The organism is Gordonia sp. Z-3, assembly GCF_036233855.1.
In the GTDB taxonomy this organism is placed as follows: domain Bacteria; phylum Actinomycetota; class Actinomycetes; order Mycobacteriales; family Mycobacteriaceae; genus Gordonia; species Gordonia tangerina.
The window spans coordinates 110160-131941 of the sequence record NZ_JAZARS010000003.1 but is presented as its reverse complement, the minus strand read 5'-3'; the positions used below and the strand labels follow the sequence as shown (position 1 = coordinate 131941).

The window sequence follows — 21782 nt, the reverse complement described above, 5'->3', positions numbered from 1 at the left end:
AGCTGAGGGAGAAGACGATGAAGGTTGCCATCGCCGGTGCGGGCGCGGTCGGGCGCTCGATCGCGCGGGAGTTGCTGGTCAACAGGCACGAGGTGACGCTGTTCGAACGCAAGTCGGCCCATATCGATCCCGGAGCCGTGCCCGACGCGAACTGGGTACAGGCCGATGCGTGCGAGCTCAGCAATCTCGAACGGGCCGAGCTGCAGACCTATGACGTGATGGTCGCGGCCACCGGCGACGACAAGGCGAACCTCGTGGTGAGCCTGCTCGCCAAGACCGAGTTCGCAGTCAATCGGGTGGTGGCACGTGTCAACGACCCCCGCAACGAGTGGTTGTTCGACGAGGACTGGGGCGTCGACGTCGCCGTCTCGACCCCCCGTATCCTGGCGTCCCTGGTCGAGGAGGCGGTGTCTGTCGGAGACCTGGTGCGTCTGATGACGTTTCGTCAGGGACAGGCCAACCTGGTGGAACTCACCTTGCCGGCCAACACACCGCTGGCGGGTAAACCCGTTCGCAAACTCGCGCTACCCCGCGACGCCGCACTCGTGACCATCCTGCGCGGCGGTCGGGTCATCGTGCCGCAGAACGACGACCCGATCGAGGGCGGCGACGAATTGGTTTTCATCGCTCCGGCCGAGGCGGAACCGGCGCTCTACGAAGCGATGCGCCTGGGTAACTGAACCGATCGAGGAGACCCGGCGCCGGGGTCAGTGCCGGCCGGTGTCGGTCTCGGCGACTTCGGGATCGGACTGCTCGTCGGCCACGATCCGATCCTCCTCCTTGCTCGCGCGGCGCACCAGCAGCACCGTCGCCAGCACCGCCAGCGCGGTCAGCGGCCACCCCATCGCGATCCGGGAGACCGCAAGCCAGCCGGTGCTGCCGTGATCGTAGAGTTCGGATTGCGTCAGATATCGGGCGGCGAAGACCAGTGCCCAGAAGGCCGTTGCGAGATCGTAGGCACGCAAGGTCTTGCGGTGTCGGCGCCAGTCCATACCCTCGCCGCTGATGAGATTCCAGATCACACCCACCAACGGCCACCGCACCAGGATCGACCCCACGAACACGATCGCGTAGGCCAGCGTGGTCCAGATGCCGAACAGGAAGTAACCCTTGGCGTCGCCGGTCCGGTAGGCGATGAACACACAGATCGCGACCCCGATCAGACCGGAGATCGCCGGGTTCAAGGGTTCGCGGCGGAGTAGCCGGATCACGAACACGGCCAGCGCCGCGATGAGCGCCGCAACGATCGCCGCCGTGAGTCCCCACGCGGAGTTGACGGGCACGAAGACGACGATGGGCACCGTCGAATAGATCAGCCCGGATACGCCACCCATCTGTTCCAGCACAGACGGGCGAACATCGGATTCGGGTGCGCCACCGAGTGTGGGTTCCGACGGGTCTGGCGACGACGTCATTCGTCGTCGGGGCCCTGGAGTTCGTAATACGGGTTGTAGATGAGCTTGGTGCCGTCATGTTCGGCCAGTCGGCCCCGCACAGTGATCTTGCGGCCCGGTTCGATCCCCGGGATCCGATTGCGACCGAGCCATTTGAGCATCACGGTGTCCGACCCGTCGAAGAACTCCGCTTTGACGCCGACCTTTGCCGCACGTGAGCAGGTCTCCACTGACCGCAATTCGCCGTGCATCGTTACCTCGTCGCCACGACAGCACTCCGCGGCGCGCTGGGCGCCGGAGGCACGCGACTCCTCGGCGATCTCCACGGCGTCGGCGTCGCCGAGATCTTCGGTCAGCCTGCGGGTCAACCGCTTCAGGTAGCCGGTGGTAGGCATCGCACCCTCCCCTTGGGTGACGCGTCTCTCGTCGAGACATTGGTGAAACATTGTGGGGCGGATTCGCCGACCCTGCTTACAGTCGCCAGCGTAATCCCGTCCGTACTCTGGGTACAACGTCGGGCATGATCATGACATGCCCGCGACACGCCCGCCGGTTCGCCCGGTTGCGCAGAAGCTCGTGGCCATTCCCGGAGCCGGTTCGGACGCCGATTTCGTCCACCGGGCATTCGGCCCCGCCGCCGCTCGATGCGGATTGACACTGGTGGCGCTCGAACCCTCGACCGACCTCGTGGACGGACATCTCCGACGCCTCGACGAGGTGGCGGCGACGTCGGGTCCGCTCGTGGTCGGTGGGGTGTCGATCGGCGCGGCGATCGCGCTGGCCTGGGCGTTAAACCACGACTGCGCGGGAGTGTGGGCGGCGTTGCCGGCATGGAGTGGGGACCCCGCAAAGGCTCCGGGGGCAGCGGGGGCGGCGGCCACGGCCGCGGCCCTGGCACGTGACGGTCTGGAGACGACGATCGCGGCGATGGCAGCGTCGAGCCCGCCCTGGCTGGCGACCGAGCTGAGCCGGTCATGGCGCGCGCTGCATCCGGCGCTCGGCGGCCATCTGACCCAGGCTGCGCAATTCCACGGGCCGACGATGACCGAGATCTCGACACTGTCGGCGCCGCTCGCGGTGACCGCGGCCGTCGATGACCCGGTTCACCCGCTGGCGGTCGGTCGCTCCTGGGTGCGCGCGGCACCGCGTGCGGTGCTGAACGAGGTGACCCTCGACGAGTGGGGCAACGATCCGTCGACGCTCGGCTTGCGCTGTGCCCGCGGGTGGCAAACGCTGCGCTGATCACGTCCGGGCACGGCGAATCGGGACGATCAGCCTCGCCGGTCGCGCCGGAGGCGCTGCATCGCCGAACCGGATGAGCGCGGCATCGGTTCGGGGTCGTCGGACTGCGGCTGCGCGATGTCGGGCGCAGACGATTGCGGAGCGGCGCCGGGCGTCGACTCACCCTGCGAGCCGGCCTCCTGTTGTTGCGCCATCTGCTCTTGTGCCGCAGCGACCTGCTCCGCCAGCACCGGCGGCAACACCACCGGCAGCGGGTCGCGCGGCGGAAACGGTTCCGTGCCGCGGCGCACCACCGACTCGGCCAGCACCGCGCGCGCCAACCTGCCCAGTTCATCGGCGCGGTCATCGGGTCCGCTGGCGACGCAGCGGACCATCCACCGCGGCCCGTCCACACCGAGGAAACGATGCACGCCGCCGGGCACGGTGGCGACCACCTCCCTACCCCAGTGGCCATCCTCAACCGCCACCGACGCACCCTCGTCACGCAGCGACTCGGCGAGCTCGCGCACCACTTCGCGCCACAGGCCCGGTGATTTCGGTGCCGCGAAGGCGCTGACGTTTATGCGCCCATGTGGCGTCACCAGATAAACGGCTTCCGGCTGATGATCGGCCGACATCTCGACAGTCACCTGACCACCCTCGACCACCGGGACCAACACCGATCCGAGGTCGAGATGGGAGTTCCCGAGCTCCTCGGCCGGCGTCGTCAGCGCTTCGATGTCGTACGGCCCCTGGGCGGTGCCGATGCGCAGGTCGCCGTCGGTGTCATCGTCGTTGGCTGCCATGTCGTCTACTCCTCGATGTCACGTGTCGTCGGGTGATCCGATCCGCGGTCACCATCGGGTGCCGCCGCGGCCAGAATCGCGTGTCCACCGCTGGAACCGTGTCCGCCGAGTCCACGGCTGGTCTCGTCGAGCTCGTCTACCTCGACGAAGTCCGGTAACTCGACGCGCTGCACGAGCAACTGCGCGATCCGGTCTCCGCGGGTGATCACGATCGACTCGTCGGGGTCGAGGTTGATCAGGCACACCTTGATCTCGCCGCGGTAGCCGGCATCGATGGTGCCCGGGCTGTTGACGATGGACAGGCCGGCGCGTGCGGCGAGCCCAGACCGCGGATGGACCAGCCCGACCGTGCCGATCGGCAACGCCACCGCGATCCCGGTACCGACCAGCTGCCGCCGACCGGGCGGCAACTCGAGGTCGATCGTCGAACACAGGTCGACACCGGCGTCGCCGGCATGCGCGCGGGTGGGCACAGGAATGTCGGGGTCGAGTCGGCGGAGGGCGATCGGTTCGCTCGCGTCGCCCCGATCGTTTGTCACGGTGGGAGAATTCGGCGCCACGAGGGCAGACTACGCTGGTCGCGTGACTCCCCCTGAAGCAGCTGATGATCCGGCCGGTCGTCCCTCCGGCGACGGCCCAGGTGAGTCGAGAAATGGCGCGCAGCACCCGGCGACAGAACGCCATCCGGCGTCGGACCGGTTCGCCGAACGCCTGAGGGTGCCCTGGTGGTGGTGGCTGGCCGCCGCCGTGGTGACCGGCGTCGTCGGCTACGAGATTCAGCTGTCCGCGCACCGGTCGGCGTGGAGTGTCGCAGGCTACGTCGTGGTGGGCGTGTTGTGTGCCTCGGTGCTGTGGTCGATGGGGCGGGTCTCGGTCCGGGTCACCGCCGAGCGGGAGCTACACGCCGGTCGGGCGCGCCTGCCGCGCGGCGTCATCGCACGCGGCGCAACCGTGCCGGCGACCGCCAAGAGTGCCGCACTCGGTCGACAACTGGATCCGGCCGCGTTTCTCATGCACCGCGCCTGGGTGAAGACGATGGTGTTGCTCGTGCTCGACGACCCGGACGACCCCACCCCGTACTGGCTGGTGTCCACGCGCGACCCGGCCGGACTGCTCGCCGCGCTCGACGTGCCGGACGCCGCCGCCGAGGCCGGTATCGCCGACTGACCCGGCGGGGATGAACAAGAGGGCGGGATAAACGACGGGGCGGGCCCGATTTCGGTCGACCCGCCCCATTCATTCTGGGTGCATTTGTGGTGCTGAGCCGCGAGTCTGCGGCGCTCGTCAGGCGCAGTCCACGCAGATCCGCGAGTTGCCGTTCTCCCGCGCCAGCCGGCTGCGGTGATAGACGAGAAAGCAGCTGGTGCAGGTGAATTCGTCGGCCTGCTTCGGGATGACCCGAACCGAGAGCTCCTCGCCCGAGAGATCGGCGCCGGGGAGTTCGAAGGATTCCGCGGTGTCGCCCTCATCGACGTCGACGGCAGCCGACTGCGCCTCGCTGCGGCGGGCCTTCAGCTCCTCGAGCGAGTCCTCGTTCAGATCCTCGGTGTCTGTGCGACGTGGCGCGTCATAATCAGTAGCCATTGTGTGCCTTACCTATGTGAGAGTGTGCGAGCGCTCTCGGTTGTCCAGGCTTGTGGCCGGACAAACGTAGGTGCGCGGACCCGCCGGGATTGTCTTGCCGTCGGGCGTCACTTCAACGTCATGACCGGTGCAATTCGTTACCCAGGACCCTGCAGATCGGAGTGATTTTCGTCACATCCGACTCGCATGCCTTCCGTCTTCTTCGGAGGGCGGGCGCCCGAAGCCTAGTGCACCGATGCCGCTGGGTCAACGGCGGAGCCATTCGGATCATTCCCTGGCGTGTTCCATCGGCGAAGCCGGCCCGTTGGGCCGAGACAACGGGTCCACCGGCCTGTCTACGCCGAGCGCCGGCGCCGACCCTCTAGAGTGGTGCCGCAGGTCGAGGTGAGAAGGAGCCGATTCGCGGTGGTGTCGCAAATTACCGGGGGAACATCGGTTGACGCCAGAGGTCGTCCGTTCCGGCGGCGCCGGGCACGTCCGGCGATCATCGCCGCAGTCGTGCTGCTGGTGGCCGCGGTGATCACGTGGGCGGTGGCATTGGGCGAATCGGGGCCCGCCGCGATCCCCACCGCATGCAACCAACCGACACCCGCATCAGCGGATCCGTCCGCTCCGCCCCCGGCGACTCCGGCCGCGGAGCCGCCGGAGCTGGCCGCGGCCGACCGGGACGAGATGCTCGAGGTGACCCCGGCGGCGCTGTCCACCTTCCAGGTCCGTGTGCTCAACGCGTCGTCTCAGCGCGGTGCCGCCCGGTCGGTGTCCGATGACCTGACGGCCCAGGGCTTCACCCCGGTCGCCGATGCCCCGTATGCCGACGACACCGTGTATCCCAATCGCGACCTGGCGTGCTATGCGCAGATTCGATTCGGGCCGGCCGGCCAGTCCGCCGCCGCGGCGGTGTGGCTGGCACTACCCTGCGCGCAGCCCGTCCTCGACGGCCGAACCGACAATTCCGTCGATGTCGCGCTCGGCGAGTACTACGAGGCCCGGGAACAATCCCAGGACGCGCAGGCCGCATTGGAGGCTCTACGCTCGGCCGATCCGAAGAACCCCCAGACCGGTGCGGACCCCGGTCTCGTCAAGGCAGTGCACTCCTCGTCCTGCTGACCGCCCTCGACCGAGCGGCCAGTCCCACCTACCCGAGCGTTGACTGGGCACCATTTCCCGTTGACTGGGCACCATTTCCCGTTGACTGGGCACTGGGTAGCGCAGAGCCACCCGACGTCGACTCCGGCCTTCCGCGCACTCGACCAGAATCAGCGCCCTCGACGCGGTGGAGCGCGTCCCTAGTGTCCCGCGTCGGCGGACATGGTCCTGCGTGCCCCGAGTCGGTCGAGAACCTCGATGAAGTCGTCGGCGATGCCGGGCGCACACGCGATAGTGACGTGACCGTCCGACGAGCGCGAATCCGGTGGCGGGGTGTGCACCACTGCGCCCGCCTCGGCGGCGATCAATCCGCCGGCCGCCCAGTCCCACGGGCTCAATCCGTGTTCGAAATGCGCATCCACCGCACCACTTGCGACCATGCACAGATCCAAGGCGGCCGCGCCGACCCGCCGCAGATCACGAACCTGCGGCAGCAACTCGGCGACGATGGCCCCTTGCTCGGCCCGACGGCGCGCGTCATAGGAGAAACCCGTCGCGACCAGGGCGAGCTCGACACGATCGATCGGGTTACAGGCCAGCGCAATCGGCCCGGTGCCGGCGTCGAGGCGTGCACCTGCGCCGAGCGACGCGGAGTACGTGATCGCACGCGCCACATCCACCACCGCACCGGCAACCGAACGACCGTCCACCTGGGCGGCAACCGAGACCGCATAGGCCGGGATGCCGTACATGAAGTTCACGGTTCCGTCGATGGGGTCCACCACCCAGCGCACTCCGGACGGCACATCGACCGAGCCACCCGCTTCCTCGCCCAACACCTCGTCGCCGGGCCGGCGTGCGCGCAATTCGGATCGGACGAGCTGTTCGGTCTCGGTGTCGGCGAGCGTCACCGGATCAGTGGGCGTCGATTTGGTGCTGACGGCCGGCGCCTGGGTGGATCGGTCCGATCCGGTATCGACCGCGCCGGGGTCGTGACCGGGCCGGGCGCCGAACAACTCGGATCGCCGGACCCGGACATGGGCGGCGGCACGTTGTGCCACATCGATTGCGACACGCTCGAGTTCGTCGAAGCCGGGATCATCGGTCACGCCACCATGTCAGCACACCGACACCGGCCGCGTCGCGGCGGGATGAGCGGTGAACACCGGGACCGGCAACGATGACGAGTTGGTGTCGACCACAGCGTCGCGTCCGCGCGCTGGATAGCCTAGGTCGCACACGATTTCCCCGAGTACGGGGAACCCGACGGTTCGATCAGAGAGGACCCGGACATGAGCGATGCCGAGGCAGCGAGCACCGAGACAGCCACCCCCACCAACCTCGGATTCGGCGTCGACGTCGGTGGTTCCGGAATCAAGGGCGGCATCGTCGACCTCGACAGCGGCGAGCTGGTCGGCGAGCGCTTCAAAGTGCTCACACCTCAGCCCTCGACGCCAGAGGCCGTGGCCGGCGGTGTGGCCGAGGTCGTCGAACACTTCGGGTGGACCGGACCGGTCGGCATCACCCTGCCCGGCGTGGTCACCGACGGCATCATGCGCACCGCAGCCAACATCGACAAGGGCTGGATCGACACCGACGTCTACGAGCTGTTCAGCTCGCATCTGGGGGGTCGGCAGGTCTCGGTGCTCAACGACGCCGACGCCGCCGGGATGGCCGAGGACCGCTACGGTGCGGCGGCCGATGTGGACGGCGTCGTGATGCTGCTGACTCTGGGCACCGGCATCGGCTCGGCGATCCTGATCGACGGCACGCTGGTACCCAACACCGAGCTCGGGCACATGATCGTCGACGGCAAAGAAGCCGAACACCGGGCGTCGTCGAAGGTGAAAGAAGACAAGGGCTGGAGCTATGAGAAGTGGGCCGGCAAGGTCTCCAAGGTTCTCGAGGCCTACGAAGTTCTGTTCTGGCCCAAGGTCTTCGTGATCGGCGGTGGTATCAGTCGCAAGAGTGACAAATGGGTGCCGTTCCTCACCAACTCGACACCGGTCGTGCCCGCGACGTTGAAGAACACCGCGGGTATCGTCGGCGCGGCGATGGCGGTGACCGCCGGGCTACGCGCCTGACCGCCTCGTGGAGGTGATCGGGGCGGATCGCGACGTGGCCTGACCAGGGCTTTGCCACATGGTGCGAGGCGATGTCGTTACAATGGTCCACACCGGTCATCGCGCACCGAGAAATCAAGCCCCTGATCCGCGTCGGCGTGCGCCGCCGTCGGTGGATACACGAGTCAGTTCCGAAAGGTTGTACGTGGCAGCCACCAAGACCCGACAGGCCGACGTCGACGAATCGACAGACGCAACTACCGCCACGGAGCCTGCGCCGGCCCAACGGACCGCCAAGAAAGCCGCCAAGAAGGCCACCGCCCGCAAGGCACCCGCGAAAAAGGCAGCAAAGAAGGCGGCGAGCAAGCGCGCCCCGAAGAAGGGCACCAAGCCTGCCGAATCCGACGGCGAGTCGACCGAAGATCTCGACGACAGCGGCACCATCGACGACATCGATGGTCCCGATACCGAACTCGGCGACGATGTCGAGATCGACGACATCGAGGTCGACGAGGACGATGACGCCTCCGACGACGACTCCTCCGATGATGACGAGGACGACGACACGGCCGACGCCGAGACCGCACCTGCGGCGACGAAGGCCACCGGCACCAAGGCCAAAGCGGACAGCAAGGAGAAGACCTCCGGTGACTTCGTCTGGGACGAAGAAGAATCCGAGGCACTCCGCCAGGCCCGCAAGGACGCCGAACTCACCGCGTCGGCCGACTCCGTCCGCGCCTATCTGAAGCAGATCGGCAAGGTCGCCCTGCTCAACGCCGAGGAGGAGGTCGAACTCGCCAAGCGCATCGAAGCCGGCCTGTTCGCAACCGAGCGGCTGCGCCGGATCGTCGATTCCGGCGAGAAGATCAGCACCGCCGCCAAACGCGACCTGAACTGGATCTCCCGCGACGGAAACCGTGCCAAGAACCACCTGCTCGAGGCAAACCTCCGGCTCGTGGTGTCGCTGGCCAAGCGCTACACCGGTCGCGGTATGGCGTTCCTGGATCTCATCCAAGAGGGCAACCTCGGTCTGATCCGCGCCGTGGAGAAGTTCGACTACACCAAGGGCTACAAGTTCTCCACCTACGCGACGTGGTGGATCCGGCAGGCGATCACCCGTGCGATGGCCGACCAGGCACGCACCATCCGCATCCCGGTGCACATGGTGGAGGTCATCAACAAGCTGGGCCGGATCCAGCGCGAACTGCTCCAGGATCTCGGCCGCGAGCCCACCCCGGAGGAGCTCGCCAAGGAGATGGACATCACGCCGGAGAAGGTGCTGGAGATCCAGCAGTACGCGCGTGAACCGATCTCACTGGACCAGACGATCGGCGACGAGGGCGACAGCCAACTCGGTGACTTCATCGAGGACTCCGAGGCCGTGGTCGCGGTGGACGCTGTGAGTTTCACCCTGCTGCAAGACCAGCTGCAGTCGGTGCTGGAGACGCTGTCCGAACGCGAGGCCGGTGTGGTCCGGCTACGCTTCGGCCTCACCGACGGCCAGCCACGGACCCTCGACGAGATCGGTCAGGTCTACGGCGTGACGCGCGAACGTATCCGCCAGATCGAGTCGAAGACGATGTCGAAGTTGCGGCACCCGTCGCGGTCGCAGGTGCTGCGCGACTACCTGGACTGATCTCGGCTTGATGGGTCCGGATCCGACCCGGAGATCTTCGTCACGAACGCGGGCGGTGCGAAAGCACCGTCCGCGTTCGCCTTATATGGGTGTACTTCGATGACGGCATCGACCGGCAAGGCGCCGTAGAGATGGGGGAACCGCATCCCCTCGGGATCAGACGGCACTCCCGGTTCCCAGACGACCGGCGCCGACAGCCGGTCCGGGTCGATGACGAGCAGCACGAGATCGTCGCGTCCGGCATACAGCCGGTTGGCCGGGAGATGGACCTGAGCGGGCCCAGAGAGGTGGATGAACCCGACTTCGGCGAGCGACGGCGGTTCGTGAGATCCGGCCCGGCGCGACTGCTCCCATTCGACGCGGGCACACAGGTGCAGCAGCACAGGCTCGGAGTCGACATTCATAGGTCGTTGCTTAAACCATCCGGCAGCCGGATTGTCAAGAGTTGTGCGCGGTCGGATTCTCCCGACCGCGCCAAATGCACGAATCGTGTCTGTCTGCCCTTACGATTCTCCGCATGCTGGTGACCCGACGAGCCATCGACCTCCTGAGGGTGGCGTCGATGCTGTGTCTGCGGCGCCGCGGCCCGATCTGATCGAGATGCCGCGGCGCGTACCCCATCGCGCCAGCGTCTGCCAGGGTTTCCCGGCTGCCGGTGCGTGTCCGCACAACCCCGAGTCATTTGAACCGAAAGTTCTCATCGCATGCGCACCATCGTCCTGATCGGCCTGGTCGGTCTAGCCGCTCAACTCGTCGACGGCAGCCTCGGCATGGCCTACGGCGTCACCACCACCACCCTGTTGTTGGCCATCGGGGCCAACCCCGCCGCCGCGTCGGCCACGGTCCACCTGGCCGAGATCGGGACCACACTCGTGTCCGGGGTATCGCATTGGCGCTTCGGCAACGTCGACTGGAAGGTCGTCCGACGCATCGCCCTGCCCGGCGCAATCGGCGCGTTTCTCGGCGCGACCGTGTTGTCGAATCTCTCCACCGAGGCTGCGGCTCCGCTGATGGCCATCATCCTGTTGCTGCTGGGTCTCTACATCCTGACCCGGTTCACCTTCCAGGGCATCCCGCGTCAGCATCTCGGCAAGCCGCTGCGCAAGCGGTTCCTGTCCCCGCTGGGACTCGTCGCCGGTTTCGTCGATGCCACCGGTGGCGGCGGTTGGGGGCCCGTCGGCACCCCGGCCATACTCGCCAGCGGGCGACTCGAACCGCGCAAGGTCATCGGTTCCATCGACACCAGCGAGTTCATCATCGCGGTGGCCGCGAGTCTGGGCTTCCTGGTGAGTCTGGGCTCGCAAGGGATCAACTTCGCGTGGGTCGGCGCGATCCTGGTCGGTGGAATCATCGCTGCCCCGATCGCGGCCTGGCTGGTCCGGCACATCCCGCCGCGACTGCTCGGTGCCTCGGTCGGTGGTCTGATCGTGCTCACCAACACCCGCAGCCTGCTGCGCAGCGATCTCGTCGACGTCCCGTCGGCCGCACAGACCGGCATCTACCTCACGATCATCGTGCTGTGGGTGGCCGCCTTCGCGTACTCGCTGCGGGAGTACCTGCGTGACCGCGAGAACGAGTCGTCGGACGCCGTCAGTCGGCTGCGTGCCGAGCAGGCCGAGGCTGTGGAGCACGAACCCGATGAGGCCGCTGAGCCGACCGGTACCCCGGCCGTGGGCTGATGCGACTTCGAGCGCACATGGTCGACGACGATGTCCTGGGCTCGTGTGAGCGTTGTCTCAGCACACGTAAACTCGGATTGAGCGCGTGTTGCCGCTGGAGCAGCACGTGTTAACGGTGAGTGACGACACACCCGGGCGACCCGCGGAACAATACGAAACGCTCATACGTCTGAAAGGGTGAGGGTGACGCATCAGACCGATGTGTCGGCTCACGAAGGGAAAGGCGACCGGCAACGACGCCACCGCCGGACCGGGACGGAGGAACTATGTCAGACACAGCCACCACAGCCCCGATCTCCATGCCGCTGACCGCCGCCGATCGCTGTGATCGTTGCGGAGCGGCCGCCAAGGTGCGGGCTGTACTGCCCGCCGGTGGCGAGCTTCTCTTCTGCCGCCACCACTTCAACGAGCACGAGGCCAAGCTCGTGGAGCTGTCCGCAGTCGTGGAGTCGAGCGAAGAATTGGTCTGAATCGTCCACACGATGTCGCGACCCGGTCGGAGTGATCCGGCCGGGTCGCTGTCGTATCACCGTCGAATGGGCACCGTTTCCTCGAGTGGGCGCCGTTTGTCGTCGAGTGGGCGCCTCTTGTCGTCGAGGTTGCGCCCAACCGCGGGTACCTGATTCAGCGCCACTCACGCAGCGCGGAGATCCGCTCACGGAGTTGCTCGGCGGTGGCCATCGCCGTGGGTGGACCACCGAGACGCTCGCGAAGTTCGTTGTGAACCATGCCGTGTGGCTTACCGGTGCGATGGTGGTGCATCGCGACCAGCGTGTTGAGCTCCTTGCGCAGGGCGTGCAGATTCTCCCCGGTCGGGCGCGCAGGCGCAGCGGTCTCGATCACCTGGGCAGGACCGGCCGCCGACCGCTGTGACACCTGCTCGGCCTGCCGTTTGCGAAGCAGCTCACGCACCTGATCGGCATCAAGGAGCCCTGGTAGACCCAGATAGTCCTCTTCCTCGTCGCTGCCCGAGAACGTCGCCGTCCCGTAGGAGGCGCCGTCGAAGATGAGTTGGTCCAGTTCAGCGTCGGCGTGCAGCGACTGGAAGGCCTTCTCGTCCTCGCCTTCTTCGTCCTTTTGCTTGTTGGCATCGATCAACAGCGCGTCATCGAGGCCGTCGCTGTCCCTATGTGGTTTACCCAGGACGTGATCGCGTTCGGCCTCCATCTTGGAGGCCAGGTCGAGCAGCACCGGAACCGACGGCAGGAACACACTGGCGGTTTCGCCCGGGCGCCGGGAACGGACGAAGCGACCGATCGCCTGAGCGAAGAACAGAGGCGTCGACGAGCTCGTCGCGTACACGCCCACCGCCAGCCGAGGCACGTCGACTCCCTCGGACACCATGCGCACCGCCACCATCCACTCGTCGCGCGATGCCGCGAACTCGGCGATACGTGAGGACGACTTGGGATCGTCGGACAGCACCAGCGTCGGCCGGGTACCGGTGATCGCGGTGAGTAGTTCCGCGTAGTCGCGGGCGACGGTCTGGTCGGTCGCGATGACCAACCCGCCGGCATCGGGCATTCCGCCGGCGCGAAGCTGTCGCAGCCGCGTGCTGGCGGCCTCGAGTACCGACGGAATCCAGTCCCCATGCGGGTCCAACGCGGTCCGCCAGGCGCGGGCGGTGTGTTCGGCCGACAGTGGCTCACCCAACCGCGCCGTGAACTCCTCCCCCGCGCTGGTACGCCAGCTGGCCTGCCCGCTGTACGCGAGGAACATGACCGGACGGACGACGCCGTCGGCGAGTGCGTCGGCGTAACCGTAGGTGTGATCGGCCACCGACCGCAGCACCCCGCCCGGCTCGGGCTCATACGTCACGAACGGGATGGGCGAGTCGTCGGAACGGAATGGCGTTCCCGTCAGCGACAGGCGGCGGGTGGCGTCGGAGAAGGCCTCGCGAATCGCGTCTCCCCACGACTTCGCGTCCCCGCCATGGTGGATCTCGTCGAGGATCACCAGCGTGCGCCTGTTCTCCGTGCGCACCCGGTGCCGCGACGGGTGCGCTGCGACCTGCGCATAGGTCAGCGCCACACCGTGATAGTCCGAACTGGTCTGTCCGGTTGCGTTGCGGAACCTCGAGTCCAACGCGATGCCCACCCGGGCGGCCGCCTCGGCCCACTGGTGCTTGAGGTGTTCGGTCGGGGCCACCACGGCGATCTGCTCGACGGTGCGGTCGTCGAGGAGCTCACGCGCCACGCGCAGGCCGAACGTGGTCTTACCCGCACCCGGCGTCGCGACGGCCATGAAGTCGACCGGTCGGCGGGTGAGGTATTTCGTCAACGCCCGCCGCTGCCACGCGCGCAGTGGCGGACCTGGGGGGATGGTTGCCTCTTCGGCTGCCGTGCCGTCGGCTGCTGAAGTCACTCGTGCACTGCTCCTGACACCTGGTCTGACCGGACTGTCCGTTCGGGACACATTCGGGACATGAAATGTCCCCTCGGGGTGAGAACCGTCGGAGGGGACGCGAGCAATGGTACTCCGGACCACCGAGCGGCTACCCGATCGACTCGCGCAGCGTCCCGGACGGGTGGTGAATCGACGACGGCACACCACCGGGGGCCCGGTTGCCCCGTTTCGTCGCCGGATCAGGGATGCTGGAGCCATCAGCAGTCGAAACCGGAATCCCGTACCGATCACCGAGGACACCACGTCGTCGGCAGGTACTCCCTATCCGGCATCGGCGGCCCCGATCCCACCCGACCGATCGCGACCGCGTCGACGTCCGGCCCCGTCACCGACGCCACCGGATGGCCCGCCGATGGCTGCGACGCCGACCACCCCGATAGACGACACCCATCCCACCCGCCCCCTGGCGGCCCGGCCGGGCATGGACCGGTCTCGACCACAGGCCGCTCCCCCGGCCGCGGCACCACCGGACGGCCCGGAGCCGGCGACTCCCGACACGGACATGCCGGACTCGGGCACGGGGACAAGGGCGGGGCGTTCCCATGCCGATCGAGGCGTCGACGACCCGGCCGCCGAGACACCGCCGTCGGTCGGTCGACCTGTGCTGCCGAATCTGCACCGCCTGGTGTGGCGCACCATCGTCAAGGCGTGGGACGACGGCATCGTGGGTTGGGCGGCCCAAGCCGCGTTCTGGCAGGCACTGTCGCTACCGCCACTACTGCTGGGTCTGCTCGGCAGTGTCGGCTACATCGCCGGCTGGTTCGGTCCGGACACGGTCGACGTCATCTACGAACGCATCGTGGCCTTCGCCGACCGCACGTTCTCCGCCAACGTCGTCGACGAGATCATCCGACCCACGGTCGACAACGTCCTCGGCCGTGGCCGGGTGGTCGTCATCTCGGCGGGCTTCGTGATCTCGCTGTGGGCCGGGTCGTCGGCGGTGTCTTGTTTCGTCGCGTCGATCGTGCGCGCCCACGGACAGCACGAGGTCCGCAACCCCGTATGGCAACGATTCTTCGCGCTGTTCGTCTACATGGGATTCCTGGTGGCGTCGGTGTTCGTGTTGCCGCTGGTCGCCCTCGGGCCCAATTACCTCCACGAGATCGTGCCGGACTCGTGGGACCCGATCGTCACCCACCTGATCGATTTCGGCTACTTCCCGTTCGTGGCCGTACTACTGCTGGTCATGCTGACCACGCTCTACCATCTGGCGCTGCCCAACCCGCTGCCGTGGCACCGGCTGGTGGGCGGAGCGGTGGTCGCCGGGATCTTCTTCTGGGTCGCCAGCTACATACTGCGCATCTACCTGACCGAGCTCACCCGCGCCGGGTACAGCTATGGCGCGTTGGCGACGCCGGTGGCTTTCCTGCTGTTCACGTTCTTCCTTGGCTTCGCCATCGTCGTCGGCGCCGAGTTCAATGCCGCGGTACAGGAGTTCTGGCCGGCGAAACCGCCCGTGTCGGCGCAGATGCGCGATTGGGTTTCGTCGCAGACCGCGGAGGTGACCGGTCAACTCAAGACGTTGCCCGACCGGCTGGCGTCCGGACCGATCCGGCGGGGGCGTACGGCCGGGCCGTCACGCCGGCCGCCTCCATCGCCACCGACCTCGGAGTGAGCCGGCCGCACGCCAGGCGAGCTCACTCCCCTTTGCGCATCCGGCTGTAGATCTTCTTGCATTTCGGGCAGACCGGCGATCCGGGTTTGGCCGAGCGGGTGACGGGGAATGTCTCACCACACAAGGCCACCACGTGATTTCCCATGACCGCGCTCTCGGCGATCTTGTCCTTCTTCACGTAGTGGAAGAACTTGGGGCGATCGTCGTCGCCGTGGTCGGTGGTGTCGGCATCGGGTCGTTCGTCGACGTCTGTCCGCTCGTCGAGGTCCGGCCGCTCGATTGTCTCAGTTCCCATACCGACCATTGTGCGCCACGACGACGGGCGAGGGACAACGCCGAAAGGGGTACAGCTCCGAATGACCTACATGAGACCTCGATCGGCGAGTTCGATTCGGATGGCCCGTCGGTGCATCCGCCGCGGCGAAGTGGGATGGTGGACGTATGAGCAGACAAGGATCATCGGGGCACCGTACCGACCCCCAGACCTTTCTGATCACCGGTGCGCAGCAGTCGCTCGACGATCAGCACCGGGCTCGTGTGCGCAAGTATCTGACCCTGATGGCGTTTCGTGTGCCGGCGCTGGTGATCGCCGGAATTGTGTACAGCGCCACCGGAAACGGACTGCTCGCGCTCGCCATCGTCGCCGCGTCCATCCCGATTCCATGGGTCGCGGTCCTCATCGCGAACGACCGGCCGCCGCGCAAGCGTGGCGAGGTGGCGCAATACAAATACGGCGTCGATCACTCGGTGCTCGGCCCGGCCGGGATCGAGGGGCATCGGCAGACCCTCGATCCGACGATCGTCGAGGGCACCGCCGAGTCGTCGGACGAACCGTCGCGCTCCGATCGCGATCGTCGTTCCCACTGACCGACACTCTCAGCAACTTCTCATGTACTCGGCTGCATCTGCCGGGAAAAGCGCTGGTCACACCACCCACGGTCGACGCCGGGGGTCGGCGTCCCCGGGAACTTTCCCCTACCCGTTCGCGTTGAACCGGGTGTACGCACTCACGTCAGGAGGCCGAATGTCACGCTCGACAGTTGCACGCCCGACCACGACCACTGCAACCACGACCACTGGAGTAGCCGACGATCCCGCACGCATCCGTCCGGCGATGACGGAGCAGGATCTCGACGCGCAGTCCCCGGCAGCTGATCTTGTTCGCGTCTATCTCAACGGCATCGGTCGCACCGCACTGCTCAATGCCGAGCAAGAGGTCGAACTGGCCAAGCAGATCGAGGCCGGCCTCTACGCCAAGCATCTGCTGGCCACCAAGAAGCGACTCTCGGCCACCAAGAAGCGCGACCTCGCCGTGATCGTTCGCGAGGGCGAGTACGCGCGTGCGCACCTGCTCGAGGCCAACCTCCGCCTCGTGGTGTCGCTGGCCAAGCGCTACACCGGACGCGGGATGCCGTTGCTCGATCTCATCCAGGAAGGCAACCTGGGTCTGATCCGTGCGATGGAGAAGTTCGACTACGCCAAGGGGTTCAAGTTCTCCACGTACGCGACCTGGTGGATTCGTCAAGCGATCACCCGCGGTATGGCCGATCAGAGCCGCACGATCCGGCTCCCGGTCCATCTCGTGGAGCAGGTGAACAAGCTCGCCCGCATCAAGCGTGAACTTCATCAGCAACTCGGCCGTGAGGCCACCGACGACGAACTGGCCAACGAGTCGGGCATCCCGGCGGAGAAGATCGCCGACCTCCTCGATCACAGCCGTGACCCGGTGAGCCTCGACATGCCTGTGGGCAATGACGAAGAGGCGCCGCTCGGAGACTTCATCGAAGACGCTGAAGCGACTTCGGCGGAGAATGCGGTGATCGCCGGCCTGCTGCACTCCGACATCCGGTCGGTGCTGTCCACTCTCGATGAGCGCGAACAGCAGGTCATCCGGATGCGCTACGGACTCGACGACGGCCAACCGCGCACACTCGATCAGATCGGTCGGATGTTCGGGTTGTCCCGCGAACGTGTGCGGCAGATCGAGCGCGAGGTCATGGGCAAACTGCGTCAGGGCGAGCGCGCCGAACGCTTGCGCGCGTACGCCAGCTGATTTACCTACGCCAGTCGTCTCGGTCCGGTGTCCGCGCGTGTGGGCACCGGACCGATTCGTATCAGGGCGTTGAGCACCGCCGCACCGTCGGGCGAGGCCAGGATGGGGTCGCAGTGCACCTCGCGTACCTCGGGAATGTCATCGACCAGCGTGGATATGCGCACCAGCAAGTCCGTGAGCGCCGACCGGTCCACGGGTGGCTCGCCGGCGTACCCGGCCAGCAAGGGCGCCGACCGCGGTTCGTCGATCAGTTCTTCGGCGTCGAGCGGCGTCAGGGGTGTCGCCCGATAGCCGTGGTCACCGAGCAGCTCGAAGGTTCGCCCGGACAGTCCGAACGAGATGAGCGAGCCGAACGAGCGGTCGTCGCGCACCCGGATCATCGTGCCGATGCCCTTGGGTGCCATCTTTTGGACGTGTAGGACCTCGTCGCCGGTCAATTGGCTCAGCTCGGAGAAGGCGGTGATCACCGCCGTCGCATCGGGCAGATCGAGCCGCGCGCCTTCCCGGTCGAGTCGGCCGCGCCAGGTCGCCGAGGTGGCCTTGACCGCGACCGGGAAGCCGAAACGTTCGGCGGCCGCGGCCGCCTCGTGCATCGTCGACACCTCCGCGAAGGGCACCACGTCGATGCCGTAGGAGCGCAGGAGCGTTGCCGACTCGACCGGCCCGAACGCGCGCGTGGCCTCCGCGTCTGCGTCGTCACCCATCGCTTCGCGCACGAACATCCGCGCACCCTCGGGGTCGGTGCCGTCCGGACGGTGGATCTCCGGTTCCGGGCGTTGCCGCCACCGCGCGTACTGCCACGCCCGCACCAGCGCATTGGCCGCTCGCTCCGGGCTGCCGTAGGACGGGATCGAACCATTGGCCGGAAGACCGTTGTGGCCGGGCTTCATCAGCCCCGGCGGGATGCCCTCGACCGCCAGGAACGTCGTCACGATGGGTTTCGGGCCATCGGCGTCGGGTGTGTTGGCCGCCGCCATCAGCGCACGCGCATGCCAGTCGGCGTCCACCGCCACCGGTGGCACGAACACCACGATCACCGCGTCCACGGCCGGGTCGCGCATCGCGTCGGTGACCGCCGATTCGAACTCGTCTTCGCTGGCTCCCGCCCCGAGGTCGATCGTGTCGGTCACCGTCAGTCCCCCGCCTCGGGCGGTGTCGCCCGCCAGGCTGCCCAGGACCGAGGAATTGCCGATGATCCGGGTGCGCGGACCGCGCGGCAGCGGCTGGTAGGCAAACAGTGTCGCGCAGTCGAATAGTTCGGAGATCGTGTGCACTTGGATCACGCCGGCCTGTTCGAGCACCATCTGCGCGATCCGATCGTCCAGGCTGGCCGCCGACGACCGTTCGGCACGCGCGGCGGTCATCGCACCCTTACCCGACTTCACCGCGACAATCGGCTTCGATCGAGACACCCGTCGCGCGATCCGGGAGAACTTGCGTGGGTTTCCGAAGCTCTCCAAGTAGAGCAGCACGACATCGGTGTCGGTGTCGGAATCCCAGTACTGCAACAGGTCGTTGCCCGAGACGTCGGCGCGGTTACCCGCCGACACGAACGTCGACAACCCGATCTGCCGGCGCGCCGCGGTGTCGAGGATCGCGATCCCCAGAGCGCCGGACTGGCAGAAGAAGCCGACGCGACCAGCGGCCGGAATCCGCGGTGCCAAAGTGGCGTTCAGCGCGATCGACGCGCTGTTGTTGGCCACCCCGAGCGCATTCGGACCGACCAGCCGCATCCCGTGCTCCCGCGCCTGCTCGACGAGACGCCGCTCGCTCTGCAGTCCGGCCGCACCACTCTCACCAAAACCCGAGGACACCACGACCAGCGTGCGCACGCCTTTGACCAGACAATCGTCGAGGACGTCGTCGACGACTGCTGCCGGCACCGCGACGACCGCGAGGTCGACCGGATCCGGCACGGCCCGCACGGTGGGATAGGCCCGGATACCGCGGACCGACGGCGGCCGCGGGTGAGCGTGCTGCCGCCCGCTGCGCCGCGTGTGGCCGTGGCCGGGCGCGAGCGCGTCCGCATCCGAATCCGCCTCCGGCTCCTCGGGTCCGGGACCGTTGACCGGGAACACGGGCCCGGTGAAGCCACCGGCGATGATGTTCGCGAGCAACGCATTGCCGACCTTCTTCGGATCGGTGGACGCGCCGATGACGGCCACCGAGGACGGTCGCAGCAGGTTGGCGACGCTGCGGGCCTCCGACGCCCGCTCACGGGCGTTGCGGACCGAGAGGAGCGCCTCGGTGGGGTCGATCAAGAACTCCACATGCACCGTGCTGCCGTCGAAGTTGCGTGACAACTGGTAACCGGCGTCGCGGAACACCGCGACCATGTTCGGATTCTCGCTGAGCACCTCGGCCTCGAAACGGGTGAAGCCGTTCTCGGCGGCGGCGCCGGCGAGATGTTCGAGAAGAATGGGTCCGAGTCCGCGGCCCTGATGGTCGTCCGCGACGACGAAGGCCACCTCCGCCGACTCCGGTTTGCCGTCGAATCCGAGGCCCTCGTACAGGCCGATCGCGATGATGTCGCCACCGAGAACGGCGACGAGCGCTACCCGCTTCTGGTAGTCGACGGTGGTCATCCGGGCCAGCTCCCGGGGCGGCAGGGTCGGAGTCGGTCCGAAGTACCGCATGTACCGGGTGCGCTCGGAGAGCCTGCCGTGGAAGCGGACGACACGGTCGGCATCGTCGGGCACGATCGGCCGCAGGTGGACGACACCGCCGTCGGAAGCCAGCACGTCGGCGATCCAGTGTCGCGGGTAATCCCAGGGATCACGCTGTCGCGACGGTTCTGCGAGGTTCGCTGCGGCGACGTGCGCTGCCGGCGATGCCGACTGGTCGGTCTGATCCTGCTCAGTCACGGGGGTCCTCCGGATCGAGTCCGTGCAGCGGGTACACGGCGCGGCGGGTGGCGAGGATGGCCCGGTCGGTCTGGCGCTGCGCGGCTCCGGTGATGCCCTCGGGTGGGTCCTGCCCGGTGTCACCGTCCCAGGCGATGTAGTCGACATCGCCGCCGTCACCCATCACACCCACCGGCGGCTGGGAGTAGTCGGTGTGCACGGTCTCGGCGATCTGTTCGGCTGTGGCATACCACGATTCGTTGATCGCGGTGTCGGTGTCGACATCCCGATCGAGTACCACGGCCAGCAGGTGGGTCCAACTGCGTGGTACCACGTTGACCACCCCGTAACCGCCTCCGCCGACGGCGATCCATCGGCCATCGCAGTATTTCTCGGCAAGGTCGCGCATTGCCTGCATCGCGGCTCGCTGGCCGTCGACGGTCAGCGCGAGATCGGTCAACGGGTCCGCCCGATGGCTGTCCACGCCGCACTGGCTGATCAGGATCTGCGGCCGGAACTGGTCGAGCACCGACGGAACGACGGCGTGAAAGGCGCGCAGCCAGAGCCGATCGGACACCTCCGGCATCAGCGCGATGTTCACTGCTGAACCGGCCGCCGCGCCGTCACCGACCTCGGTGGGCCAACCGGTGCCGGGCCACAGGGTGGCCGGATGCTGATGCAACGACACGGTCAGTACGCGTGGGTCGTCGGCGAACTCGACCTGCACACCGTCACCGTGGTGGGCGTCGATGTCGACGTACGCGATCCGGTCGTACCCGTTGTCCAGCAGCCAGCGGATGGCGATCGCGCAATCGTTGTAAATACAGAAGCCGGCGGCGCGAGCCTTCATCGCATGGTGCATACCGCCGCCGATGTTGACCGCGCGCCGCACCGATCCGGAGCCGACGGCCTGCGCGGCCGCCAGGGTTCCGCCGACCAGCAGACGGGCGGCCTCGTGCATCCCCTCGAACACGGGGTTGTCGGCGTCGCCGAGGCCGAACAGTCTCTCGAGCAGCGGACCGGCCAACGATGCCGTGCCGGATCCGACCGCTCGCACGGCGTCGATGTACTCGGTGGAATGGACCACTGTCAACGCCGAGTCGTCGATCGCCAGGGGTGCGCGGCTGTCCACTCCGTCGAGGACCCCCAGGCTCTGCGCGAGCGTCATGGTCAGCGCCAGCCGGACCGGATTCATCGGGTGGGTGTGGGCCCACTTGTAGGTCAGGAAGTCCTCACTCCAGATGACTGCCGCCGCTTCGTCGCCCGTGCTCCGCGTCACGGTTTCAGGCTAGGGCATGTCCCTCGATTCCACCGCGAGGAATCGAGGGAGTGGTGTGTGCGCGGCAACCGACGGTGACGACACGCAGGACCCGAACCGGTGGGCAGGTCAAGGTAC

22 protein-coding genes are annotated in these 21782 nt (G+C 67.3%); 11 read left to right on the top strand and 11 right to left on the bottom strand.

Going from position 1 to position 21782, the window contains the following annotated elements:
- The first annotated feature begins 17 nt into the window (after positions 1-17).
- On the top strand, positions 18-680 hold the full coding sequence (locus VX037_RS04260) for a potassium channel family protein (protein WP_235722141.1): 663 nt from the start codon (positions 18-20) through the stop codon (positions 678-680).
- A 27-nt stretch (positions 681-707) separates the two neighbouring features.
- Here the strand turns inward: VX037_RS04260 and VX037_RS04255 are convergent, their stop codons facing one another.
- Both VX037_RS04255 and VX037_RS04250 read right to left on the bottom strand, forming a co-directional pair.
- Positions 708-1415, bottom strand: a complete 708-nt coding sequence (locus tag VX037_RS04255; RefSeq protein WP_266062612.1) for a DUF3159 domain-containing protein — start codon at positions 1413-1415, stop codon at positions 708-710.
- On the bottom strand, positions 1412-1789 hold the full coding sequence (locus VX037_RS04250; RefSeq protein ID WP_235722143.1) for an OB-fold nucleic acid binding domain-containing protein: 378 nt from the start codon (positions 1787-1789) through the stop codon (positions 1412-1414). The genes VX037_RS04255 and VX037_RS04250 overlap by 4 nt, the downstream gene beginning before the upstream one ends.
- A 136-nt stretch (positions 1790-1925) precedes the next feature.
- On the opposite strand from VX037_RS04250, the gene VX037_RS04245 reads away from it, so the two are divergent.
- Positions 1926-2636 (top strand): alpha/beta hydrolase, encoded by a 711-nt coding sequence (locus VX037_RS04245; protein ID WP_287016016.1) that lies wholly within the window; start codon positions 1926-1928, stop codon positions 2634-2636.
- Positions 2637-2665: 29 nt separating this feature from the next.
- Here the strand turns inward: VX037_RS04245 and VX037_RS04240 are convergent, their stop codons facing one another.
- Positions 2666-3421, bottom strand: coding sequence for a DUF3710 domain-containing protein (locus tag VX037_RS04240; RefSeq protein ID WP_235722145.1), 756 nt, complete (start codon positions 3419-3421; stop codon positions 2666-2668).
- Positions 3422-3426: 5 nt separating this feature from the next.
- On the bottom strand, positions 3427-3960 hold the full coding sequence (gene dut / locus VX037_RS04235; RefSeq protein WP_235722146.1) for a dUTP diphosphatase: 534 nt from the start codon (positions 3958-3960) through the stop codon (positions 3427-3429).
- Positions 3961-4003: 43 nt separating this feature from the next.
- Between dut and VX037_RS04230 the strand changes: the two genes are divergently transcribed.
- Positions 4004-4588: a DUF3093 domain-containing protein gene (locus VX037_RS04230; protein ID WP_235722147.1), complete on the top strand. Its 585-nt coding sequence runs from the start codon at positions 4004-4006 to the stop codon at positions 4586-4588.
- Between the two features lie 117 nt (positions 4589-4705).
- Here the strand turns inward: VX037_RS04230 and VX037_RS04225 are convergent, their stop codons facing one another.
- Positions 4706-5005: a DUF4193 domain-containing protein gene (locus VX037_RS04225; RefSeq protein WP_235722148.1), complete on the bottom strand. Its 300-nt coding sequence runs from the start codon at positions 5003-5005 to the stop codon at positions 4706-4708.
- Between the two features lie 405 nt (positions 5006-5410).
- On the opposite strand from VX037_RS04225, the gene cei reads away from it, so the two are divergent.
- A complete protein-coding gene (gene cei, locus VX037_RS04220; RefSeq protein WP_266062608.1) occupies positions 5411-6112 on the top strand; it encodes an envelope integrity protein Cei in 702 nt (233 codons plus the stop codon).
- A gap of 179 nt (positions 6113-6291) precedes the next feature.
- On the opposite strand, the gene VX037_RS04215 is transcribed toward cei, so the two are convergent.
- The gene (locus tag VX037_RS04215) at positions 6292-7200 is read right to left on the bottom strand and encodes an inositol monophosphatase family protein (protein ID WP_328713336.1); all 909 of its coding nucleotides are present in this window, start codon (positions 7198-7200) and stop codon (positions 6292-6294) included.
- Between the two features lie 183 nt (positions 7201-7383).
- Between VX037_RS04215 and ppgK the strand changes: the two genes are divergently transcribed.
- Together ppgK and VX037_RS04205 are read left to right on the top strand one after the other, a co-directional pair.
- The gene (gene ppgK / locus VX037_RS04210; protein ID WP_235722151.1) at positions 7384-8175 is read left to right on the top strand and encodes a polyphosphate--glucose phosphotransferase; all 792 of its coding nucleotides are present in this window, start codon (positions 7384-7386) and stop codon (positions 8173-8175) included.
- A 184-nt stretch (positions 8176-8359) separates the two neighbouring features.
- Positions 8360-9790, top strand: a complete 1431-nt coding sequence (locus VX037_RS04205; protein ID WP_266062606.1) for an RNA polymerase sigma factor — start codon at positions 8360-8362, stop codon at positions 9788-9790.
- Here the strand turns inward: VX037_RS04205 and VX037_RS04200 are convergent.
- Positions 9778-10194 (bottom strand): DUF952 domain-containing protein, encoded by a 417-nt coding sequence (locus tag VX037_RS04200; protein WP_328713334.1) that lies wholly within the window; start codon positions 10192-10194, stop codon positions 9778-9780. The genes VX037_RS04205 and VX037_RS04200 overlap by 13 nt on opposite strands.
- 300 nt (positions 10195-10494) lie before the next feature.
- On the opposite strand from VX037_RS04200, the gene VX037_RS04195 reads away from it, so the two are divergent.
- Together VX037_RS04195 and VX037_RS04190 are read left to right on the top strand one after the other, a co-directional pair.
- Entirely contained in the window at positions 10495-11469 is a 975-nt protein-coding gene (locus VX037_RS04195) for a TSUP family transporter (protein ID WP_235722154.1), read from the top strand.
- 266 nt (positions 11470-11735) lie between these two features.
- A complete protein-coding gene (locus VX037_RS04190; RefSeq protein ID WP_160902505.1) occupies positions 11736-11939 on the top strand; it encodes a DUF7455 domain-containing protein in 204 nt (67 codons plus the stop codon).
- 154 nt (positions 11940-12093) lie between these two features.
- Here VX037_RS04190 and VX037_RS04185 read toward each other — a convergent pair whose 3' ends face one another.
- Positions 12094-13833, bottom strand: coding sequence for a DEAD/DEAH box helicase (locus VX037_RS04185; protein WP_266062603.1), 1740 nt, complete (start codon positions 13831-13833; stop codon positions 12094-12096).
- A gap of 394 nt (positions 13834-14227) precedes the next feature.
- Here VX037_RS04185 and VX037_RS04180 point away from each other — a divergent pair, with 394 nt between their 5' ends.
- Positions 14228-15490, top strand: a complete 1263-nt coding sequence (locus tag VX037_RS04180; protein WP_372474956.1) for a YihY/virulence factor BrkB family protein — start codon at positions 14228-14230, stop codon at positions 15488-15490.
- 22 nt (positions 15491-15512) lie between these two features.
- On the opposite strand, the gene VX037_RS04175 is transcribed toward VX037_RS04180, so the two are convergent.
- Positions 15513-15785 carry a DUF3039 domain-containing protein gene (locus tag VX037_RS04175; protein WP_235722156.1) on the bottom strand — a complete coding sequence of 91 codons (273 nt, stop codon included), beginning with the start codon at positions 15783-15785 and terminating at the stop codon, positions 15513-15515.
- Positions 15786-15931: 146 nt separating this feature from the next.
- Here VX037_RS04175 and VX037_RS04170 point away from each other — a divergent pair, with 146 nt between their 5' ends.
- Positions 15932-16357, top strand: coding sequence for a DUF3099 domain-containing protein (locus tag VX037_RS04170; RefSeq protein WP_235722157.1), 426 nt, complete (start codon positions 15932-15934; stop codon positions 16355-16357).
- Positions 16358-16514: 157 nt separating this feature from the next.
- Entirely contained in the window at positions 16515-17543 is a 1029-nt protein-coding gene (locus VX037_RS04165; protein WP_266062601.1) for a sigma-70 family RNA polymerase sigma factor, read from the top strand.
- 5 nt (positions 17544-17548) lie between these two features.
- On the opposite strand, the gene VX037_RS04160 is transcribed toward VX037_RS04165, so the two are convergent.
- On the bottom strand, positions 17549-20407 hold the full coding sequence (locus VX037_RS04160) for a bifunctional acetate--CoA ligase family protein/GNAT family N-acetyltransferase (protein WP_328713332.1): 2859 nt from the start codon (positions 20405-20407) through the stop codon (positions 17549-17551).
- A complete protein-coding gene (locus VX037_RS04155) occupies positions 20400-21665 on the bottom strand; it encodes an acetoin utilization protein AcuC (protein ID WP_235722159.1) in 1266 nt (421 codons plus the stop codon). The genes VX037_RS04160 and VX037_RS04155 overlap by 8 nt, the downstream gene beginning before the upstream one ends.
- Between the last annotated feature and the right edge of the window lie 117 nt (positions 21666-21782).